14 protein-coding genes are annotated in these 21,832 nt (G+C 69.5%); 5 read left to right on the top strand and 9 right to left on the bottom strand.

Annotated elements, in window-relative coordinates; translation table 11 throughout:
• Nucleotides 1-122 precede the first annotated feature (122 nt).
• The gene (locus OEB96_RS45405; protein ID WP_266223258.1) at nucleotides 123-962 is read left to right on the top strand and encodes an Fpg/Nei family DNA glycosylase; all 840 of its coding nucleotides are present in this window, start codon (nucleotides 123-125) and stop codon (nucleotides 960-962) included.
• A gap of 11 nt (nucleotides 963-973) precedes the next feature.
• Here the strand turns inward: OEB96_RS45405 and OEB96_RS45400 are convergent, their stop codons facing one another.
• The 7 genes from OEB96_RS45400 to OEB96_RS45370 all read right to left on the bottom strand — a co-directional run bounded on the left by OEB96_RS45400 (nucleotide 974) and on the right by OEB96_RS45370 (nucleotide 10,461).
• Nucleotides 974-2,137 carry a cytochrome c peroxidase gene (locus OEB96_RS45400; protein ID WP_266223257.1) on the bottom strand — a complete coding sequence of 388 codons (1,164 nt, stop codon included), beginning with the start codon at nucleotides 2,135-2,137 and terminating at the stop codon, nucleotides 974-976.
• Between the two features lie 232 nt (nucleotides 2,138-2,369).
• The gene (locus OEB96_RS45395) at nucleotides 2,370-3,194 is read right to left on the bottom strand and encodes a hypothetical protein (RefSeq protein ID WP_266223256.1); all 825 of its coding nucleotides are present in this window, start codon (nucleotides 3,192-3,194) and stop codon (nucleotides 2,370-2,372) included.
• A gap of 62 nt (nucleotides 3,195-3,256) precedes the next feature.
• On the bottom strand, nucleotides 3,257-5,014 hold the full coding sequence (locus OEB96_RS45390; RefSeq protein ID WP_266223255.1) for a DUF2330 domain-containing protein: 1,758 nt from the start codon (nucleotides 5,012-5,014) through the stop codon (nucleotides 3,257-3,259).
• Nucleotides 5,015-5,025: 11 nt separating this feature from the next.
• Nucleotides 5,026-5,952: a hypothetical protein gene (locus tag OEB96_RS45385; RefSeq protein ID WP_266223254.1), complete on the bottom strand. Its 927-nt coding sequence runs from the start codon at nucleotides 5,950-5,952 to the stop codon at nucleotides 5,026-5,028.
• Nucleotides 5,946-7,745, bottom strand: a complete 1,800-nt coding sequence (locus tag OEB96_RS45380) for a DUF2330 domain-containing protein (protein ID WP_266223253.1) — start codon at nucleotides 7,743-7,745, stop codon at nucleotides 5,946-5,948. The genes OEB96_RS45385 and OEB96_RS45380 overlap by 7 nt, the downstream gene beginning before the upstream one ends.
• Nucleotides 7,746-7,887: 142 nt before the next feature.
• Entirely contained in the window at nucleotides 7,888-9,240 is a 1,353-nt protein-coding gene (locus OEB96_RS45375) for an NHL repeat-containing protein (RefSeq protein WP_266223252.1), read from the bottom strand.
• A gap of 57 nt (nucleotides 9,241-9,297) precedes the next feature.
• Nucleotides 9,298-10,461, bottom strand: a complete 1,164-nt coding sequence (locus OEB96_RS45370) for a hypothetical protein (protein ID WP_266223251.1) — start codon at nucleotides 10,459-10,461, stop codon at nucleotides 9,298-9,300.
• Between the two features lie 208 nt (nucleotides 10,462-10,669).
• Here OEB96_RS45370 and OEB96_RS45365 point away from each other — a divergent pair, with 208 nt between their 5' ends.
• Nucleotides 10,670-13,804 (top strand): serine/threonine-protein kinase, encoded by a 3,135-nt coding sequence (locus OEB96_RS45365; protein WP_266223250.1) that lies wholly within the window; start codon nucleotides 10,670-10,672, stop codon nucleotides 13,802-13,804.
• A 10-nt stretch (nucleotides 13,805-13,814) separates the two neighbouring features.
• Here OEB96_RS45365 and OEB96_RS45360 read toward each other — a convergent pair whose 3' ends face one another.
• Nucleotides 13,815-15,338, bottom strand: coding sequence for a gamma-glutamyltransferase (locus tag OEB96_RS45360; RefSeq protein WP_266223249.1), 1,524 nt, complete (start codon nucleotides 15,336-15,338; stop codon nucleotides 13,815-13,817).
• A gap of 149 nt (nucleotides 15,339-15,487) precedes the next feature.
• Here OEB96_RS45360 and OEB96_RS45355 point away from each other — a divergent pair, with 149 nt between their 5' ends.
• The 3 genes from OEB96_RS45355 to OEB96_RS45345 all read left to right on the top strand — a co-directional run bounded on the left by OEB96_RS45355 (nucleotide 15,488) and on the right by OEB96_RS45345 (nucleotide 19,279).
• On the top strand, nucleotides 15,488-16,579 hold the full coding sequence (locus OEB96_RS45355; RefSeq protein ID WP_266223248.1) for a 6-phosphofructokinase: 1,092 nt from the start codon (nucleotides 15,488-15,490) through the stop codon (nucleotides 16,577-16,579).
• A gap of 427 nt (nucleotides 16,580-17,006) precedes the next feature.
• Complete coding sequence (locus OEB96_RS45350; RefSeq protein WP_266223247.1) at nucleotides 17,007-17,858, top strand: hypothetical protein; 852 nt, start codon at nucleotides 17,007-17,009, stop codon at nucleotides 17,856-17,858.
• A gap of 113 nt (nucleotides 17,859-17,971) precedes the next feature.
• On the top strand, nucleotides 17,972-19,279 hold the full coding sequence (locus tag OEB96_RS45345; protein WP_266223246.1) for a hypothetical protein: 1,308 nt from the start codon (nucleotides 17,972-17,974) through the stop codon (nucleotides 19,277-19,279).
• Nucleotides 19,280-19,304: 25 nt separating this feature from the next.
• Here OEB96_RS45345 and OEB96_RS45340 read toward each other — a convergent pair whose 3' ends face one another.
• Nucleotides 19,305-21,830 (bottom strand): hypothetical protein, encoded by a 2,526-nt coding sequence (locus OEB96_RS45340; RefSeq protein WP_266223245.1) that lies wholly within the window; start codon nucleotides 21,828-21,830, stop codon nucleotides 19,305-19,307.
• Between the last annotated feature and the right edge of the window lie 2 nt (nucleotides 21,831-21,832).

The following is a 21,832-nucleotide window of genomic DNA, read 5'->3' as shown; positions in this document are numbered from 1 at the left end:
GCCAGGAGGGCGACCTCTCTCGCAGAAGACGGCCGCAGGACGCGGCCCTGAGCTAGGGGGGGGAGGCCGGCGGCAACGGCCTCCTTGCCCTGCTTTGCTAGGATGGCGCTCTCGTCCACGCGATGCCGGAGTTGCCCGAGGTCGAGCGAGCACGGCGCCTGATCGAGCAGGTCGCCGTGGGTCGCCGCATCCGCCACGTGGTCTGCGCGACCGACGACATCGTGCTCGTGGGAATCACCCCGGGCGCAATGGCACGTGCGCTGACGGACCGGTTGGTGGTCGCGAGCCGGCGGCGCGGCAAGCAGCTGTGGTGGGAGCTCGATCGCCGGCCGTGGCCGCTGTTCCACTTTGGGATGACGGGGCAGTTCGTGACCCCGCACCAGGGTCCGCTGCGGCTGGCCGCGCACGGCAAGCGAGCGCTCGATCGCAGCTGGCCGCCCAGGTTCTGGAAGATCATGCTCGAGCTCGACGATGGCACCGAGCTGGCGATGACCAACGCACGCCGGCTGGGACGCATCCGCCTGCAGCAGGATCCCGAGCGCGAGCAGCCGATCGCCGGGCTGGGCTTCGATCCGCTCTACGAGCTGCCGCCGGCCGACGACTTCGCCGCGCGGCTGCGCTCGCGCAAGGGGGTGCTCAAGAGCGTGCTGCTCGACCAGGGCTTCGTGGCGGGCGTGGGCAACTGGATGGCCGACGAGATCCTCTACCAGGCGAGGATCGATCCGCGCCGTCGCGGCACGGAGCTGACGGCGGCCGAGGCCCGGCGGATCCACGCCAAGCTGCGCGACATCGTGGTCCAGGCCTGCGCGGTGGATGCCGACAAGGCGCGCTTTCCCAAGGGATGGCTGTTCCATCACCGCTGGGGCAAGGTCGCCGACGCCCGCACGGCCAAGGGCGAGGCGATCGAGCACCTCGAGATCGGCGGGCGGACCACGGCGTGGGTGCCGGCCATCCAGAAGTAGGGCCAGGAGTCCTACAGCAGCATCAAGTACGCCAGGATGTCGGCCTGGTCCTGCTCGGACAGCGGCATGCCGGCAAAGTCGAAGTAGGCGGCATAGTGGTCCATCATCGCTTCGAGGTCGGGCGCCGAGTTGTCGTGGAAGTACGGCGCGGTGTCCTTGACGCCCCAAAGGGTGGGGGTGCGGAACAGGTTGACGTCGGCCAGATCGCCGGTGATGAGCGCCCGCCCGGGATCGGGTGAATGCACCGTGGTGGTGGTGCCATCGCCGTTGTCGACGAGGAACGTGCGCACGGGCAGGTTGCCCGGGTTGAACTCGGAGACGAACGCGGTGAAGACCCGCACTCCGGCCGGCAGCGGCGGCATGGGGAGGAATCCGCTGGTCTCGTTGAGCATGGGCCCCGAGTGGCAGAAGGCGCAAAGACCATTGGGGCCGGGCAGGAAGAACTCGCGTCCGCGGATCTCCGACTCGGTGGTGCCCATGGGCAGCTCGGGTGCAGGGCCCCCATTGGCCCACTTCTTGAGCTTCTTGTTGTTGAAGAACTTGTTGGTCTGTTGGAACTCGGCGATCGCCTCGAGCTCCTCCTGCGTGGGCTGGCGTCCGGGCTCGGCGTGGGCGTTGATGGCCCCGAGCGCCTGATCCTCGAGGTTGTCGAAGCGCGCGTCGGCCATGAAGATGTCGTCGAGCGACGGCACGTTCATGGTGGTTGGAATCCCGCGCTCGAGCAGGACCTCGGTGGCGGTTGGATCGTCGGCCAGGGACCACCCGGGCGGCAGCGGGATCGAGACCAAAATGGTGGCGTGCTGGAGCAGGCGGTCGTAGCCGAGGCCGAGCTGGTCGTCGCTGTCGATGGCGCGAAACAGCGGCCCGGTGGGATCCTCGGCGAAGGCCGCCTGGACCTGCGCGGGCGACAGCGTGCCCGTGTCCTTGGTGTGGCAGGTGCGACACGTGCGACCGTTGCCCTCGAAGGTCTCCTTCTTGAAGAGCTTCTTGCCGTTGGGCAGCGAGTCGTCGTTCAGGTCGTCATCGTCCAGGTCGTCGTCGTCGTCCAGGTCTCCCCCGTATCTCCACTGCGCGTCTGGTGCGATGAACGAGTCGTTCTCGACGTCACAGGCCGCCCCCACGAGCCCGAGCGCGATTCCGACCACGATTCCCCCGATGGTCTTGGTGTCCCCCATGAATTCAGCCTCCACGAATGGCCAAAGTGAGTCAACCGAAATGATTTCTGTGTAGTGCGCAACAACAAATCGTCAGGATTCCCCTTCGAGCGAAGATGGTCCCCAGTGATGGGCGAAGTGGTCGAAATCGCGACCCAGCGGCCTCGCAGATGGCGATCATGTCGTCGATCACGAACTCGACGTAGGTCCCGTCAATCGAACCGCGTTCGCGATGGACGATGGTCCAGATGGATCAAGCTCGAGGAACGACGCACACGCCGAGATGTGCGAGATCGGGTGGAGGATCCACGGTGAACCACGGCACGCAGATCGAAGCCGGATCTTCGCAAGGCTTGGGGGTGTTCATGTCGCACGGGGCTGCACAGCAGCCCGCGCCCGGCAGCCGCAGGCAGTCGAGGGCGGGATCGAACGAACACAGCGAGCCATCGACGCAGGGGATCGACCAGGGGTGACACATCTCGCCCTCGGTGGCACCAGCGAGGGGCACGGGCTGGCACGTGAGCGCCGAGCCAGCGAAGGTGCACGCCTGTCCCCGAGGGCAGCTCGGGGTCAGCGGATCGCATGGCTCCACGCAAAGCGGCACGAAGCTCAGCTGTGCACAGTCGAGCCCCGAGTCGCATGCAAGGACACCATCGAGGATGTCGCACAGCGAGTGGCATACGCCCTCGAGCGTGGTCGGATCGACCTGCCAGCAGATCGCCCCGCGATCGCAGCTATCTCGGCTGCTGCCAACATGGTCCTCCACCATGCAGGGCTCGCCGGGCAGGTCGGGCTCCTCGGGCACTCTCACGCACACCGTGCCGACCCACTGCAGGTCCGCGTGGTACGTGTACGGGACGCACTTGTGACCTTCGGGGCAGTCCTGCACGAGGAGATCACATTCGAACGGCCAGCCTTCCGGAACGGGAGGCGGGGGCGGCGGGGGACACGTGAAGCTGCACCCCGTGGCCCCGTCGTCCTCGTAGCCAGTTGGATCGAGCGGCTCGGTGGTGGCGTCGGCAGATGTGCCGCTCGAGCCGGTCGCCGTCGTCTCGCTCGACGCCTCGAGTGCTTGCATCGGGCTCGGTGCCCCGCATCCCCCCACGACCATCCCGAGCCCCAAGAGCCACCGGGGCGCTCTCATCCGGGTCTCCGACGCACGAGCCCTCCAAGACCCAAGAGCAGGAGCAGCAATGACCCTGCGGGGCCACCCGAGCGCGTGGTGCAGGCGCAGCCATCACCCGCGGTCTCCTGGGCGCTCGGCTCGCCCGCGCCGCCGGTGCTCGTCGATGTGCCGGGGCCGGAGTCGAGGCCGGTGCCCGTACCCAGGTCCTCGCAGCCAACGAGCCCATTCCAACGCACGAGCACGGCATCGATCACCGCGCCCTCGTCCACCAGCACCACCGGTGCGCCGCCACCGGGCGCGTACTCCTCGATGCGCTCGGCCCATGGCATGTCGTCCTCCCACACGGGCCAGCGGTTGCCCATGTACCACACCAGTCTCCCGCCGGGCAGGCGCATCGCAGTGCCACAGCAATCCCGCTCGCGCGCGGCTCCGTGACGGCTGACCACGTCGGGCAGACCGGGGCTCTCGGCGAACATGGGGTCGAGCGTCATCTCGTGGGGCGAGATGGTGGTGTAGAGCCGCGTGACGTAGGGCCAGGTGTCGAGCAGCTCCTGCGCATGCAGCAGAGGGCCGACGATGCGCTCGTCGAACGCCGCCGCGAACGCGGCTGCATCCCAGGCCTGGGCATCGATGAGACCGGCGTAGCACGACAGGCACGAGTAGAAGAGGTGGTCGCCGAGCTCGGGCGGCGCGGGGAGGAACTCGTGGAGCAGCGAGAGCACCAGCTCGTGCTGCCATCGGCAGCTGTCCTCGTCGCACCGGGCCAGTCCCATCACCTCGAGCACGTCGACCACGTCGACCGGGGGCAGGCCTTCGAACACGCCGGAGTCGAGGCCGGTGGTGTCCAGGAGGCTGCGGTCGATCACCGCGGAGCTGCCCGCGTGCTCGGTGACGAACGCATGACCATCGGCCACGGGAGCGTCGACGGCCATGGTCACCAGCTCGCGATAGTTGGCCCCGTAGCGCAGCCAGTCCAGGCGCGTGCGGTTGGGCCAGACATGGCGATAGTTGGTGGGCACCACGCGGGATTCCCCCAAGAACAGCGCGCGGATGTCCATGTCCTCCTTGGCCGCCACGCGAGTGAGGCGAATGGGGATGCAGGGCTCGCTGCCGGGGTAGCGGATCACCACCGGGTGGATGTCGGTCACGCCCTGGCCATGTCGCAGACGAAAGGCGACGAACACGTGACCCTCGGCGATGTACTCGTCGAGGATGTCGGGGGCCAGCGCGTCCACTGCGTAGTCGTGGTCCTGCAGCCACTGGGTCACCGTCTGAGCGCTGCCACCCTGGAGCACCGCGTACTCGAACGCGCCCACCACGTCCTCGGCGACCACGGTGGGGGAGCCACCGCCGCCATCGGGCGCCAGCAGGAAGATCACGCCGGAGTCGTCGGCTGCGGCCGTTTCCTCGCACTCGGCCTGGTTCTGGTAGCCGTAGACCGGGCGGGTGCTGTCGAGCGCCGCCTGGACCAAGCGCCACGAGCCGACCTCGAGCTCGGGAATCGCGGGCACTGGCACCACCCACGCGAACTGCTCGGCATCGCCGCCGTCGTACTCGATCTGCACGTGCGCCTCGACGTAGCCGTTGTCGATCGCGAACAGGATCGTCTCGCCGGTCTGATCGACCGGCATGGCCCCGGGCCCGCTGTCGCAGAACGTGCCGCCGCAGGCCGAAGCCTCGCGGGGCGCGGACGCGAATGCGAGGCCGACCACAAGAGCACTCGCGAGGAGCCCACCGCGAATGCCACCACCATGAACCGACGAGCTGGCCATGAGCGGTGCCCTCATGGCGTGCAGGCGCCGAGGTGCGCGAGCTCGGGCGGCGCTCGGAACGGAAACCACGGCACGCACTGCGAGCCCGGCCCTCCGCATGGACCCGGAGCGTTCACGTCGCACGGCGAGGCGCAGCAGCCCTCGCCCGGTGCATTGCCGCAGGTGATCGCGGGATCGAAGGCACAAAGCGCCCCGCCGGCGCACGCCTCGGGTGCGCTGCACGGCTCGCCCAGGGGTAGCCCGAGCCCGTCGTGCGGCAAGCAGGTGAAGGCCGAGCCCGAAGGCAGGCACTGCATGCCCATGTCGCAGTCGGGCACGAGCGGATCACACGAGGTCACACACACCGGCACGAACTGGGGCAGCTGCGCGCAGCTGGCTCCTTCGGGGCACAGGCCCTCGTCGATGCCGCCGCAGAACGCATGGCACACGCCCTCGTTGGTGCGAAGATCGACGCCAAAGCACAGGAGGCCATCGTCGCAATCGTCGATGCCGCTCCACGGCCAGCCCTCGACCGTGCAGGGATCGCCAACGTCTCCGGGATCGGGAGCGAGGGGCGAGCACCGCACGGCGTTCCACTCGATGCCGCCGTCGTTGGCCCACGGCATGCACTTCTCGCCCTCGGGACAGTTGAGGTTGCACCACTGGCCCGGAGGAGGCGGAGGCGGTGGAGGATTGGGACACGTGAAGGCGCAGCCGGTATCCACCCCGTCGTCCTCGTAGCCGCTGGGTGGCTCGCCGGTGTCGGTGGAGGCGGTGCCGTCACCCGGGTCGGTGGTCGAGGCCGAGGTGGCGCTGGTGCTCGAGGGCGCAGCGGTGCTCCCGGTACTCTCGCCGCCCGAGGACGAGGACGAGGACGGATCGTCGAGCTCCGCGCCAGGACCACAGCCCAGGATCGCGAGCGCGGCCACGATGGTGAGCACGCTCGAGCGGCTCACCATCGCCTCCGCCGCGCGACCGCGCCCAGGCCCAGGAGCATCAGCATCCAGCCCACGGCATCGGTGCGCATGGGCGTGGTGGTGCAGCCACAGCCGCTGCTGCTCCCATCGAGCCCTCCGCCGCTGCCCGAGGTCCCCGAGGCACCCGCCGTGCCACCCGTGGTTCCGTTGCTACCGCCGTCGGCGTCGCCCGGGTTCCCGCTGCCGTCGTCGAGCCCGGTGTCCCAGCCGCCGGTGTCCTGGCCATTGCAATCGGCGACCTGGTTCCAGTGATCGATCACGGCATCGATGGTGGCGCTCTGGTCATCGAGCACGATCGGCGCGCCCCCGCCGGGTGCATACTCCTCGATGCGCTCGGCCCAGGGCATGTCGTTGCCCCACACGGGCCACGAGTTGCCGGTCATCCACACCAGGCGACCGCCGGGCAGCCGCATCGCGTCGCCGCAGCAATCTTGCTGGCGCTCGGCGCCGTAGCGGCTGGGCACGTCCGGCAGCCCGGCGTTCTCGGCGAACATGGGATCGACCGTCATCTCGTGCGGCGAGATCGTGGTGTAGAGCCGCGTGACGTAGGGCCAGGTGGCCAGCAGATCCTGCCCGTGCTGCATGGGAGCCACGATGCGCTCGTCGAAGGCGGCCGCGAACGCGGCGGCGTCCCACGCCACGGGATCGATGAGGCCCGCGTAGCAGCTGAGGCAGGCGTAGAACGCATCCTCTTCCACGCCAGCGGGTACGGGCAGGAACTCGTGGACCAGCGAGGGGGCCAGCTCGTGCAGCCACTGGCAGCCGTCCTCGTTGCACAGCATCAGGCCCATGGCCTCGAGGGTGTCGATCACGTCGACCACCGGGATCCCGTCGAAGGCGCTGGAATCGAGCATCGAGGTGTCGAGGCGGCTTGAGTCGATCACCGACACGCTGCCGGCGTACTCGGTCACGAACGCGCGACCGTCGGCCATGGGCGCATCGACGGCCATGGTGACCAGCTCGCGATAGTTGGCGCCGAAGCTCGGCCAGTCGAGCTGCGCGCGGTTGAGCAGCACGTGGCGGTAGCTGGTGGGCACCACGCGAGACTCGCCGAGGAACAGGGCGCGAATGTCCATGTCGTCCTTGGCCGCCACGCGCGTGAGGCGAATGGGGATGCAGGGCTCGGTGCCGGGGTAGCGGATCACCACCGGGTGGATGTCGCTCACGCCAGCGCCGTGGCGCAGGCGAAAGGCCACGAACACGTGGCCCTCGCCGATGTACTCGTCGAGGATGGCAGGGGCCTCATCCTCGACGGCGTAGCCGCTGCCGACGAGCCAGTCGGTGACGGTGTCGGCGGTGCCGCCCTGCAGCACCACGTACTCGAGCGAGCCCACCACGTCCTTGGCCACCACCACGGGATCCTCGCCCGTGCTGCCGCCACCGTCGGGTTGCGAGAGGAAGAGGCCGCCGTCGCCGATCGAGGAGTCCTCGCAGACGGCGCGGCTCTGGACCCCGTAGACGGGCACGGTGCCGTCGAGCATGGCCTGCACCAGACGCCACGAGCCGACCTCGATCTCGGGGATCTCGGGCACGGGCACGATCCACGCGAACTGATCCGCGTCGCCGCCGTCGTACTCGATCTGCACGTGGGCCTCGACGTAGCCGTTGTCGATCGCGAACAGGATCGTCTCGCCCGTCTGATCGACCGGCATCGAGGTCGGCAGCGCGCCATCGCAGAACGTGCCGCCGCACGCCTCTGCCGGAGTGGGTGCCAACTCGATCCCGACCGCGAGGCTCAGCGCGGCCAGAGGAAGCCAAGTCTTCGACCGGTGCATGGAGACTTAGCTAACATAAATGTCGCGTCGCTGTCGATTGTTGAATAACAAAACGACTATTGACAACAAGTAGGGGACGGAACCGCGTTGCAGGCGAGTGCGGCGATCGCGGTGACCGCAGGCAGCCGGCCGGTCCCGACCGTCAGCCCGCGGGCGGATTGCAGGCCACGCTGTTGAGCGCGCCGCCGGTCATGTCCGAGTAGGTGTAGGCGCCGACCAACCCGTTGAACTGCTGGTAGCTCAGGTCGTTGGGATCGACCTTGTAGGCGCGCGTCTGCGAGTCGGGCACGGCCCAGATGAAGCCGTCGACGTCGACGCTGATGCCCTTGGACTGGATGGTCTCGCCCGCGAACATCACGGTGTCGAGCAGCGCCATGGTGTCCACGTCGACGGCCTGGATGCCGCCGTTGATCCCCACCCACATGCGAGCTTGCTGGTCCTCGGCCAGGCCCACGCCCACGTTCTGGATCGAGCCCATGATGGTGGTCCAGGTGGCGGTGGCCGGATCCCAGCGCCCCGGAACCCCGGTGCCGCCCCAGATGCGTCCGTTGTGATCGACGGTGATGCCGTAGCCGTAGAACGGACCGACCGTCTCGTAGGTGAGGGTGTCGTAGTCCACGCGCACGGCCCCGGGGCTGCCCTCGAACAGGCGCGTGAGCCACAGGTCGTTGTTGGCGTCGACGACCCCGCCGTACCACCCGAAGGTGGTGCAGCCAAGCGGGATCTGGATCGTGTCCTCGATCGTGCCGGTGTCGCCGTCGAGGCGGTGCACGTAGACCACGGAGTCGCTGCACATGCCGGGCGAGGTGCCGCCACGACCCTCGCCGGTCCAGATCTTCTGGCCCTCCCACTCGCAGGTGGCCTGGTTCAGGGTGCCGGTGGTCCACGCCACGGGGCGCTGGCTGGCCGCCTGGGGAAAGGGCGTGTACCAGGCCACGCAGTCGTCGGTGCCCCAGGGCTTGATGTCGCCGGCTCCGGTGGAGGTGTCGAGGCCCGAGCAGTCCCCGGGGCGGGCCCAGATCTTGACGATGCCGCCGTAGCGGTTGGCCACCGCGACCGCACGACCATCCACGCTCACCGAGGTGCGCGAGGGATTGCCCGGGGTGTCGCGAGTGGCATAGCGCCCCTCCTCGATCATGGTACGGGTGTTGATCTTGCTGACGGTGCTCTGCGTGCTGTTGGCGATCCAGATGTAGCTGAAGTCGGCCGGACCGCAGCAGTCACCAGGAATGACGCCGGTGGTCTCCACCGCCACGTCGAAGATCGGCGGGCTGCTGGTGTCGTCGAGCGGGGTGGTGGTGCCATCGGGGCCCGCGGAGGTCGACGTGGCCGCGCTGGTGCCGGGGCCGGTGGTGCCGTCGGCCGAGCCATTGGAGGTGGAGGTCACCGGATCGCCGGTACCGAACACCTCGCCCTCGCCTCCGGCGTCTTCGTTGCCCGCGCCACCGCAGCCGAGCAGCAGCGACATCCCCACCATCATCGAACGAGCCCGCATCGCCGCCCATCGTACACGTCGCGCCGCGCGAGCGGGAGACGATTCTCGGGCCTCGGGCTAGCAACCGCCGGGCTGCAGCACCGAGTGGAACACCGTGCGCGGACCGGTCAGGTAGATCGCGTCGCCGATCCGTCCCCAGGCCGCGCCCTCGCCGTGGCCATCGCCCCAGTGGACGTCGATCTGATCCTCGGGCAGCGATGGCATGGCCTCCCACGCGCCGAGCGAGCCGTCGCCCGCCACGATCGCGCGAAACACCGCGGACCCGCGCACGGCGAACAGGGCCCGACCCGCCACGAACAGATCGCCGCGCTCGTTGCCCGTGCCCGCGGGGAGCTCGGGCAACGACTCGAAGCTCGACAGCGATCCGTCCATGCCCACGAAGGCACGCCACAGGCCGCTGCCGCCCGCCTCGCCGGTGAAGAGCACGGCCTCGCTCGCACCGGGCGGCACGTGGACGGCGGCCTTGCCCGGGCGAGCGGCGGGATGATCGACGCCGACCTCGGAGAACACGGGACCGAGCGGCACGGCGCTGCGGCGGATGGCCCGGCGATAGTCGTAGGGGGTGAAGCTGAAGCCGCCCAGGTGCAGCACCCACCGCGGACCGCCTTCGAACGCCACGTGCACCGCCGAGTCCCACACGAATTTCTCGCCGCCGAAGGCCGCGTTGGGATCGTCCTCGTACAGGACCACGTCGCCGAGCATGTGACCCTGACCATCGAGCGGGTACTCGGCGATGTGGCCGTTGCGGAAGTGGAAGGCGGTGTCGCCGACCGCGATCGCGGTGAAGCCGTGCGGTCCGCCGCCGTGGTCGCCCGAGGCCTCTTGCCATGGGCCGAGCGCACCATCGGGACCCGGGGTGGCGGAGAGCAGCACGCGATTGCCTCCGACGATGGTGTGCACGTAGTACCAGTCGCCCACCGCGAACGAGGGCAGCGGGTGCGAGTGATCGTCACCCGTGGCGAACTCGGCCGAGCCGCTCCACGCACCGAGCGTGGGACACTCGAGCGCCTCGCCTCCCGTCTCGCCGCTGTCGGTCGGGTCCCCCGTGCTGGTGTCGGGATCGGACTCGGTGGCGTCGCCCATCGCATCGGTGGTCTCGGTGCCCGTCTCGTCGCTTCCCTCGGAGCCCGAGTCTTCGTCGTCGGTGACATCGATCACCGTGGGACCCGTGCCCTCGCCGCGCCCGCCATCGACCACGCAGGCCACCAAGGACCCGGCCACGGCCAACCCCATCATTCCCCGCATCACGCCCGACATGCGCTCCTACCGATGCCAAACCCCGGGCCATGGTTCACGCCCGAGGCTCACGGACCCCAAGGTGAGCCCCGCGCGTTTCCGCGCCGGCCCGATGCGCTCCGTCATCCCGAAGATCCCGTCAGTCGCGGAATTTCCCGTATTCGGCCTACGGCGTTTCTCCTACGATGAAGCCGTGCCCCCATCCACGCCAAGCCTGCTCACGGTCGACGACGACGTCACCGTGGTGCAAGGCCCGCTGCACACGGGCCCCGGCCGGGAGGGGGACGAGCCCGAGGAGGAGGCTCCGCGGTTCCTCGGTCGCTACATGATCCTGGCCGAGCTCGGTGTGGGCGGCATGGGCCGCGTGTTTCGGGCCTACGACCCCGAGCTCGATCGCGAGGTCGCGCTCAAGCAGCTGCGAAGGGTGACCGCCGACGCACGCGCCCGACTGCGGCGGGAGGCCCAGGCGATGGCGCAGCTGTGCCATCCCAACGTGCTGCCGATCTACGACGTGGCCGACGACGGTCGCCGCGTGTTCATGGCGATGGAGCTGGTGCGGGGCCAGAGCGTGCGCGAGTGGCTCGACGTGGGCCCGCGCGCGTGGGAGGAGGTGCTCGAGGTGTTCATCGCGGCGGGCGAGGGCCTGGCGGCGGCGCACGACGCGGGGCTGGTGCACCGCGACTTCAAGCCCGGCAACGTGCTGCTGGGCGATGATGGCCGCGTTCGCGTGATGGACTTCGGCCTGGCCCGCGGCACGGGCGAAGCGATCGACGGCGCCCAAGGGGTGCGCTCGTCGGGGGACTCGTGGTCGCGGGGCTCGGACGACAGCCACAGCGCGATGTCGGTGCGCGGGGTCGCCAGCGCCTACGGCCTGCGCGGCACCGACAGCCAGGACGTGCTCTCGTCGCTCGCCGACGATCTGACGCAGATGGGCACGGTGGTGGGGACCCCGGCCTACATGGCGCCCGAGCAGCACCTGGGGCACACGGCCGATCCCCGCTGCGATCAGTACGGCTTTTGCGTGGCGCTGTGGGAGGCGCTCCACGGGCGTCGGCCGTTCGAGGCCGCGAAGATCGCCGACTGGTACCACGCCAAGACGACCGCGACGCCCAGGACCAACCCCGACCGCGACGTGCCGCGGTGGCTGCACGCGGTGGTGCTGCGCGGGCTGGCGCCGCGCCCGGTCGATCGCTACGCATCGATGCACCAGCTGCTGCGGGCCCTGTCCCAGGGGGCGCGATGGCGTCGCTACCGTCGCTCGGGGGCGCTCGCGCTCGGCGGGGTGCTGCTCCTGGGTGCCACGTTCGCCGCGCTGCACGGGACGCAATCGCTGTGCAGCGGGGCGGACGACAAGCTCGTGGGGATCTGGAACCTCGAGACGGCGGCCGAGGTGGAGCAGGCGGTGCTGGCCAGCAAGGTGAGCTACGCCCCCGACACCTGGGCCCGGATGGCACCCCAGCTCGACGCGTATGCAGCCCGCTGGCAAGCGGCGCACGAGGATGCCTGCGAGGCCACCCACGTGCGCAACGAGCAGCCCGAGGCGCTGATGGATGCGCGCATGCGCTGTCTCGAGGATCGCCGCCGCAGCCTGCGAGCGCTGGTCGAGACGCTGCGGGCGGCCGACGCCAAGACGGTGGAGCGGGCGGTGGCGGCCGTGGGGGCGCTGCCGACCATCGAGCCCTGTGCCGATCCGGAGTACGTGCGAGCCCAGGCGCAGCCGCCCACCGATCCCACCCAGGCCGCCGCCGTGGAGGCGCTCGAGGAAGAGCTCGCGCGGATCAAGGCATTGATCGATGCCGGCAAGTCCAAGGAGGTCGAGGCGGACGCTCGGCTCGCGGTGCAGCGCGCCGGGGCGCTCGGATACGCCCCGCTGGAAGCACTCGCGCACCACCGGCTGGGCGCGGTCGAGGAGAACCTGGGCCACTACCCGCAGAGCAAGGCGCAGCTCGAGCAGGCCTACTTCATCGCCCAGCGCGAGGGCCTCGACGCGCTGCAAGCGAGCGCGGCGATCGTGCTGATCCACGTGGTGAGCGCGAAGATGGGCCTCGCCGACGAGGGTGAGCAGTGGGCACGGTTCGCTCACGCGGCGCTGGAGCGCGTGCACGACCCTGCGCTCGAGCCCGGCTATCTCAACAACGTGGGCTTGCTGGCCAGCGATCGCGGCGACTACGAAGGCGCGATCGCCCAGCTCGAGCGTGCCCTGGCCCTGCGCGAGCAGCTGCTCGGCCCCGAGCATCCAACGGTGGCCACCGTGCTGAACAACCTCGCGCTGGCCCATGATGCCAAGGGACGCTTCGACCAGGCGCAGGCGCTCCACGAGCGAGCCCTGGGCATCCGCGAGGGCGCGCTGGGTCCCGAGCACCCCGACGTGGCCTCGTCGCTCATCAACCTGGCCACGCTGAACCAGATGATGGCGCACTCCGAGGACGCGCTGGCCCAGCTGAACCGCGCCAAGGCGATCTACGAGAGCGCCTACGGGTCGCAGCACCCGATGGTGGGCAGCGCACTGGTCAACCTGGGCAATACCTACGAGGAGATGGGGCAATCGGAGCGCGCGCTCGAGAGCTATCAGAAGGCGCTCCCGATCCTCGAGAAGTCCCAGGGCCCTCTGCATACCAACGTGGCGGGCACGCACATCAACATGGGCAACGTGTATCGCGCGCTGGACCAGCGCGAGCGCGCGCGCGAGCACTACGAGAAGGCGCTGGAGATCCTCGAGAAGATCGGGGGACACGAGTTCGTGTTGGCGATCGTCGAGGCGAACATGGGCTCGCTGGCCTTCGATCGCGACGACCTGGCCAGTGCCGAGGAACACGGCCTGCGGGGGCTCTCGCTGACCAAGGTCACCACGGGCCCGAGGCACCCGCTGACGGCCACGCTCCAGGCCAACCTCGGGCTCGTGCGCACGGCCCAGGGCCGCCACGACGAGGCGGTGTCGCTGCACCGGGAGGCGCTCGATACCCGTCGCGAGGTGCTGGGTCCCAAGCATCCCGAGTCCGCGGCGTCACTGGTCCAGCTCGGGGAAGCGCTGCTCGAGGGGGGGAGGCCGCAGGAGGCGCTCGAGCCGCTCGAGCAGGCGGCCGAGATCTTCGCGGACGCAGATGCGGCGCCCAAGGGCACGGACGACTGGGCGGCGTCGCTGCAGCAGGTCCGCTTCTCGGTGGCGAAGGCCCGGTGGGCGCTGGGCGACGATCGCAACGAGGCCCGGGCCGCGATCACGGCGGCCCGCGATGCGCTGCTGAGGCTGCCGGGCGATCATGCCGAGCTGATCGAGCAGATCGACGCGTGGCTGGCCGAGCACCGCGGGCGCGGGCGCAGCGGAGGTTGACCGCTCGGGTTCACCCCACCCGTCGCACCACCCCACCGCGCCGCGGATCGCCGGCCCCGTGCAGCGCCCCGTCGAACCCCACCGCGTGCACGCCTCCGAAGAAGATGTTGAGACGATCGAGGGCCGTCACCTCGGCCCACTGGCCTCGCAGTGCATCCTCGGTGCCCTCGGGCAGGCCCTGTCGCTCGAGCCACAGGCGATCGCCTTCCACGTGCATGCGCGGGGCGATCACGGCCTCCTCGAGTGAACGACCGTGGGCCAGCACGTGCAGCAGGGTCTGCAAGAGCGCGCTGCGGATCCGATTGGAGCCCCCGGTGCCCAGCACCAGCGAGGGCCGTCCCCGATGCAGCACCGCCGTGGGCGCCATCATGGTGGTCATCCAGGTGCCGGCTGGCTGGGTGTGGAAGCCCCTGGGGTTGATGTCTTCCTCGCCCAGGAGGTTGTTGAGGTGGATCCCGAATTCCTCGAGCGTCACGCCGCAGCCCTCACCGGTGGTCATGGTGAGCGCGGCCACCATGCCCTCGCCATCGAGCACGCTGAGGTGGGTGGTGCTGCCCAGCGGGCGCCGGCGCTCATGGGTGCGTCGGGCAATCTCGATTGCAGCATCGTCGAGCGGATCACCGCGCGTGTGGGCCTTGGCGCGGTCGATCGCAGACAGCAGCGCCGCCACCTCGGTGGCATAGCGGGGGCCCAACCATGGCAGCTCGTGCAGCGCCAAGCCCGACGCGGGCCCCGACGCCAGCCGCAGCCCCAGGGTGACCAGCGAGCCCCCCGAGGAGGGCGGCGGATTGGTGAGCACCACGTCGTCGCCCCATGGCGAGCGCAGCGGCTCGCGCCACACGGGCGCGTAGGCAGCCACGTCGGCGGCGGTCAGCAATCCGCCCCGCTGTGGCCCGCATGCCTCCACCAGCGCCTTGCCCAGCGAAGCGCGCCAGAGCGGCTCGCCCTCGCGGGCGAGCGCCTCGAGGAAGTCTGCCAGGCGCGGGTTGGCCAGCCGCGCGGCCCCGTGCTCGTCGAAGAACAGCGCCGCGGTGGCGGGGGTGAGCGTGATGATCGGCCGGATGATCTCGATGATGCCCAGCATCTTCTCGCTGGGCTGGCAGCCCTCGCGGCCCGCGGCGACGGCCGGCGCCACCATGACCTCTCGTGGCAGCCGCCCGAGGCGCTCGTGCGCCTGCCAAAGACCCAGCAGGATCCCCGGCACCGCCACCGCACCGCGGCCCACGTGGAACACCTGCTCGGCCCCACCGAAGTCGACGGTCACCTCGTGGAAGTGAAGCGGCACGCTGCGCTCGCGGCCGAGGCCGCGGCCGGGCACCTCGGCGAACGCGTCGAGAACGTGCATGCGCTCGGCCGTACCCGCCAGCAGCACGCCCGCTCCCCCGGGCCCGCACAGCGGCGCCTCGGCCACGAAGGCGGTCAGCGCTGCGGCACAGATCGCGTCGACGGCATTGCCCCCCTCGCGCAGCATCTGAGCGCCGGCCTCGGCCGTGCGCTCGTCTCCGGCAGCGATGACCCCTGCGGTCGTGACCACGAGGCGCACGCTACATGAAAAGGCCGACGCGGTGGGAGTGGGCCCGCCCAGGGCCTGACGTCGACGCATCACACCACCACGCCACCGGGCTTCGGACCCGGCCCGGGCGCACCCTCGACGGCTGGCCCTCGACGGTCTAAGAAGGTCTCGTGAGCATCAAGCGCATCGGAATCATGACGGGCGGCGGCGACTGCCCGGGCCTCAATGCCGTCATCCGAGCCGTGGTGCTCAAGGCTCACGCCAAGGGTTGGGAGGTGATGGGCATCGAGGACGCCACCGAGGGCCTGATGGATCTCTCCTACCGGGCGCCCAGAGGCAACCGCCTGCTCACGCCCGCGATGGTCGACGACATCCTCACCCGCGGGGGCACGATCCTGGGCACCTCCAACCGCTCGGATCCCTTTCGCTACGTGGTCGACGGCAAGGAGACCGATCTCTCCGCGCGTGCCGTGGAGAACTACCGGGCGCTCGGCCTCGATGCGCTGATCAGCGTGGGGGGCGACGGCTCCATGCGCATCGCCCAGCGCCTGGGCGAGCTGGGCCTGAGCATCGTGGGCGTGCCCAAGACCATCGATCAAGACCTCGGGGCCACCGACTACACCTTCGGCTTCAACACCGCGGTGCAGACGGCCACCGACGCGATCGATCGCCTGCGCGACACCGCGATCAGCCACGACCGCGTGATGGTGCTCGAGGTCATGGGCCGCAACGCGGGCTGGATCGCCCTGTGCTCCGCCATGGCCGGCGGCGCGCACGTGTGCATCATCCCCGAGATCCCCTATCGCCTCGAGCCCGTCATCGCCAAGATCCGCGGGCGCCGCGAGCAAGGGCAGCCGTTCTCGTTGGTGGTGATCGCCGAGGGAGCGCGCCCGGCCGACGGCGAGCAGTCGTTCGAGGGCGAGCGTCAGCTCGGGGCCATGCCCAAGCTGTTCGGTGCCGGCTATCGGCTCGGCGCGCAGCTACAGCCCAGGCTCGAGCTCGAGGTGCGCGTGACCGTACTCGGTCACATCCAGCGCGGCGGCTCGCCGACGCAGTTCGATCGGATCCTCGGCACCCGGTTCGGAACCGCGGCCGTCGACGCGGTGGAGGGGGGCAAGTTCGGCTGCATGGTCGCGCTGCGGACCCCCGAGATCGTGACGGTGCCCATTGCCGAGGCCTGCGCCAACGAGCGCCTGGTCGATCCCGGCGGTCAGCTGGTCCAGGCGGCCCGCGACGTGGGCATCTGCTTCGGCGACGCCTGATGGTGCGCGCGATGGTGAGCCGCTCGAACGCGCGCCGGTCCTCGGATCATCGCGACCGACGGGCGTGGGTCCTGCGCAGCGGCGGCCACCGTGCCCGTACGAGCCGCGATCGTTGCGTACGCACCCACGATCCACGCACGTCGTTTCAGGACCGCCAGGACATCGATCACTTCGATGTGCATTCGGGAAGATTCTTCCTTGCGCCGACGTCGTTCGGGCGACAAGTTTCCATGACCCTACAGGTCGCTCGCATCCCCTGATGCGACGACACCAAGGGAGAGGCTCCACCCAAGGACGGGTTCGGCTTCTCTCCTTCGTCTGGCCGTCATCCCTGCGCGAATTCGACCAACTCCCCGAGGTCGGAGCACGAGGCAATTCGGCTCGCGTGGTCCGTCCCTCTCGCTTTCACCAGCAAGGATCGCCCTCTATGACCCTCTCCACGCGCCGCGCCCTCGGCGTGATGGCACTGATGTGCCTCGTCTCCGCCCCCTCCGCCTCCACTGTCACCGCTTCCCCCCTCCCTTCCGTCACCGACCAGCCGATCCTCGTGATCGGGGCTTCCTACGCCAACGGCAAGCTCCCCTTCGACGACGACCTGCAGGCACCGTTCGGTGGGCTGTCGGTCTTCTCCGGCAGCTACCTGAGCGAGGGCGATGCCCTCGTGCGCAAGGGTAGCTTCGTGATCAACGAGGCCCAGGCCGGCGCCACCACCTTCGATCGCCCGTGGTGCCTCGACCACGTCTGCCTGGGCGTGGGTTGGCAGGGCTACGCCACCCAGCTGCACAAGGCTGCGGCTCGGGTCGCGATCCCCAGCCCCGTCAATCCCACGCAGGTGCTGGGCTACAACGCCAGCTACGTCTACATCAGCATGGCCAACGACTGCCTCCACTCGGGGGCGGCTGGCGTGCCGCAGCTGGCCTCGGCGCCCTGCTCTCCGGCCGAGGTCGAGGCCTTCGTCGACCGGGTGATCTCGGTGGGCGAGGACGCGATGGACCTGGGACTCGTGCCGATCTTCCCGCGCTACCCCGACTACGACGACGTCGACTTGGCGACGCAGGGCGTGGCCACGGGCTTGACCTGGTGGGTGAGCGAGCCGCAGTGGAACGCGATCTCCACCGCCTACGAGACCCGCATCGCCGACGAGCTGCCCGGCGCGATCCTGGTCGACGTCTGGAAGGGGTTGGAGACCCTGCCCGACGGACTGCACCCCACGCCCAAGTCGGCCCAGAAGGCCGCCAAGCGCATCCTCGACGCGATCGCGGAGTACGAGGGCCACTAGCGTCTGGCCCCACCCGACCGGACCGGTCACGACCGGTTACGACCGGGCCCTGGGCCCGCCCGGATGCCGTCGAGCGTCTGGGCGGGCTCCCGTTGCGATGGCATGATGCGGGCGTGCGAGCGTACGGATCGGTGGTCGTCTTCGCGTGGCTCCTGGTGATGCCCGGATGCGGTAGCTCGGGGGAGGCATCCGGCCCGACGCGGCCGGACTCCACCCCACCGATGGCGCCCGAGGCCCCGCCGGCGCCCCAGACCCCACAACAGCCCGAGACGCCGCCCAAGCCCACGCTGATCCCATTGTCCGAGGATCCCGCGGCAAGGACGACGCCCAGCCGCGACGACATGCGCATGGATCGTGCCGAGGCCGAGGCGCTGATGGCCGAGCTCAAGAAGCTGCCGAAGTTTCCCCTCCCGCTCAGCGAGCTCGAGGCCGCGCTCGGACGGCCGATGCGGCGATACTTCAACCCCGAGTCCCACGATCCGACCTTCGTGCACGACCAGGGCGGCACGGGAGCCAACAACGGCGGAACACCGCTGTTCCACTTCGGCCAAGACCCGGACATGCCGCTGCTGTTCGAGCTGCGATCGAAGTACTACGCGCGCTACGACGACGAGCGGAGGTTCCGCGACCGCCCGCCGTTCGCGGCCGACGATCCCATGATCGACCTCATCTCGATCTCGGATCGCTACGCCAACAGCGAGCCTCCGCTGCCCCCGAGCAAGGACGTGTTCCAGGGCAACTACGCCTACATCGCCGAGCAGTGGTCCGTCGCGCCGCTGCACGACGGCTTCGTCTCGCTGCTCACCTACGATCGGACCATCAACCAGCGGGACGAGCGGTGGGTCTTCCAGCTCACCGTCGATCGAGGGTTCTACAACGACCCGGCACAGGTCGACCAGGTCGAGACGATGCTGCTCGGCTTCCTCGCGACCATCCGCGACGGCAAGGACGTGCCGCAGATGCTCGCGAACCTCGAGCGCGAGCACGCCAGCAACTACGACCTGGGCATCCTGCGGCTCGGGCTGGGCTCGTACAACGTCCGCTTCTTCGACGTCGACCTCACCGAGGGGCCGCACGCGGGCGAATTCCTGCGCAAGGAGGGGCGGGCTCGGGCGCTCTACATCGACGCCTACATCGAGGGCGACGCGAGGGTGCCGCTGCCTCGCTTCTTCGAGGCGCTCGGCTTCGAATCCGTGGCGGTCGATCCCTCGGACATCGAGAACCCCGGCCCCGGGCACGACGACGGCGGCTTCATCTACTACAACGACTTCAAGCTCTCCCGCGATGGCTGGCACGTGCGGGGGTCGGGCTTCTACCCGATCGAGGCGGGAGGCAAGCCCCCGACGACGGTCGACCTCTCACGCTTCCTGGTCCGCTCGCTGACGATCCGCCACGAGGTCCCGCTCGGCAAGAAGAAGTAGCGCCCTCGGCTGGCTGCCTCCGGTGCTACTCGTCCTGCCGGCTCTCCTCGGCCTTGGCCTCTTCGGCTTCACGCTCCTTGGCGCGCTTCTTGTCCCAGGCGCGCTTCTTGTGCTTGAGCCAGGGCCGGTAGTCGACGCCCTCGGGCAGCGGCGGCAGGCCGTGGCGCTCGCGGACCTCGTTGGGGAGCTGGCCCATCACCGTGCGCCGGCAGTGCTCGGTGTGCTCGACCTTCTCGTGGCCGGAGCGCTCGAGCAGGTCCTCGGGCACGTAGTAGCCCTTCTTGGCCGTCTCCTCGGGCGAGGGGATCGTGTACCAGACCTTGACCAGCTCGACCTTGGAGGGGATCTCGCCCTCGTGCTCGAGCTGCCACAGGCGACAGTGATAGCGGGCCCACCACTTGCGATACCACTGGGTGTTGCCCGACTCGCCGCCGATGATGCGGCGGTTCATCTTGCGAATGCGGTCGTTCCAGATCCAGGGGATCGGCTTGCGCTCGGGCGCGTAGACGTCCGATCGCATGTCCCAGACCTCGCCCTCCGCGTCGTAGACGAGCACCTTGAGGAACACGTTGGAGCGCGGCGGATTGGGGGCGAACATGCCCCAGCCCTGATCGGTCTGGGTGACCGTGAGGTACTTGGTGAAGACCTGTCGGGCGGGGTTGCGCCACGACTGCAGGCAGTCCTTGTCGGGGGTGAGCCAGGTGGTCACCGCGCCGAGGTGCCACGCGAGCAGGCCCGAGACCAGGAAGCGCCCCAGCGGTCCGTAGCCCAAGGGGGCCGTGCCCTCGGGCGTCTTCTCGTTCTTGCCCTTGCTGCGCCAGGTCTGGAACGCCACCCCGGCGCCGAACACCGCGGTGCCGATCCAGATGCGGGCCCACCACTCGGGCGCCCAGAACGTCTTGACCAGGATGCCCGTGAGCACCCCGCCGACGGCGATCCACATCGCCCAGGTGGGGAAGCGCGCGGTGTCGTGGTGCAGGTGGCGATGGGGAAGCGAGGGGTCCTCGGGCGGGATCGGCGGCTCGCCGTCCTTGACGCTCTTGGGCACCAACGGCAGCCACCGCAGGCGACGGCCGACCGCACGGCCGAAGCGGGCGAGCTCCTCACCGGTGAAGAAGATGATGGTGGCGGACAGCATTCCGGTCTGGAATTGCCCGATGTTCATCAAGATGAAGATCCCGCCCATCACGCCCAGGTGCCACGGGATCCACAGGCGACGGCCGACGGTCCAGGCCACGAAGAAGTCGCGGTCGATCTTCAGCGGGGTCCGCAGCGGTCGCAGGCGGAAGAGCGTGCGCACCACGAACGGCCGACGCTTCAGGCGGCCCCACAGCCAACTGAAGCCCAGCATCGCCGCCACCATGCCGCCCACGAACGCCTCCTTGGGCACGGTGGGGGAGAAGTGAACCTCCCAGGTGACCCATACCAGGGCCGCGGCCACGAAGCCGATCGCGGCCAGGCATAGACGGATGAGCAGCTTGCGAACGCCGGTGGCAGGGGCGAAGCCCTCGCGGCGCGCCCAGAAGTACATCACGCCCACCAGGCACATGGGGAACAGCGCCTCGCCCCAGTGGGTGGTCCACGTCGCCAGCCGCAGCAGGTTCGTGCCGGTCGCGGCCGTGATCTGCTGCGGGTAGAAGCGATAGAAGTGGTCCATGTTCCACGCGTAGTAGATCGCGTCGCCCTTGGCCCACACGCTGCCGTTCTTGAGGATGCCGGTGACGGTGTAGATGGTGGCCAGCTGCAGCATCAAGAGCCGCCGCGGCCACGCCGGGACCAGGCGGTAGATCGCCTGCAGGCCCTTGGGATGCTCCTCGCTGGGAGCCACGCCCGCCCCTCCTCCGGGACCGCCTGGCTCGGACAGCAGGCCCTGCTTGCGCAGCTTTCGGCAGCGCAGCCAGTTGTCCACGCTGTAGGCGTGCCCCGTCTTGGCGCAGATGAGGTACGCCAGGAACACGCGGTAGACCAGGTCCGAACCCTCCCAGAACAGGTGGTTGCGGAACATGATGCTGTTCATGAGGAAGAACGTGAGCACCCCCATCAGGCGGGTGCGAAAGCCGATCATGAACAGCGTGCCGCACAGCTGGAACGCGGCCCAGTGCCACCAGAAGAAGGTGGGCGTGTCCCAGAAGAAGAGCAGCGAGTACTTGGGCCCCTCGAGGAACTTGAGCACCCCGTGCACGTCGAAGAAGCCCCAGGGGTCGTCCTCGGTCAGGCCGTCGCCGAAGCCATCGAACTGCGCCCGCGCGTGCACCTGCCGGGCCACGTCGGCGGTGAAGATGCCCTCGTCGGTGAAGAGCATCGTGAAGTGCTCCCACAGACCATTGATGTTGCAGATCACGAAGAACCCGAACACGATGCGGAACAACCCGATCGAGCGCGGGTCCTCGACCTGCAGCCACCACCGACGCCAGCGCTCGTGGTTGAGCACGAGCAGCGACACCAGGGCCACGGCCCCCAGCAGCATGAGCCAGCCCGTGGTGGGGCCGAGGGCCAAGGCCTCCTCGTTGGGGACCTTGTCATCGAACGCGAGCAGGGGAAGGCCAAGCATCT

Source organism: Paraliomyxa miuraensis (assembly GCF_026337845.1).
Classification (GTDB): Bacteria; Myxococcota_A; Polyangia; order Nannocystales; family Nannocystaceae; genus Paraliomyxa; species Paraliomyxa miuraensis.
This window is presented reverse-complemented; position numbering and strand designations above follow the sequence as displayed.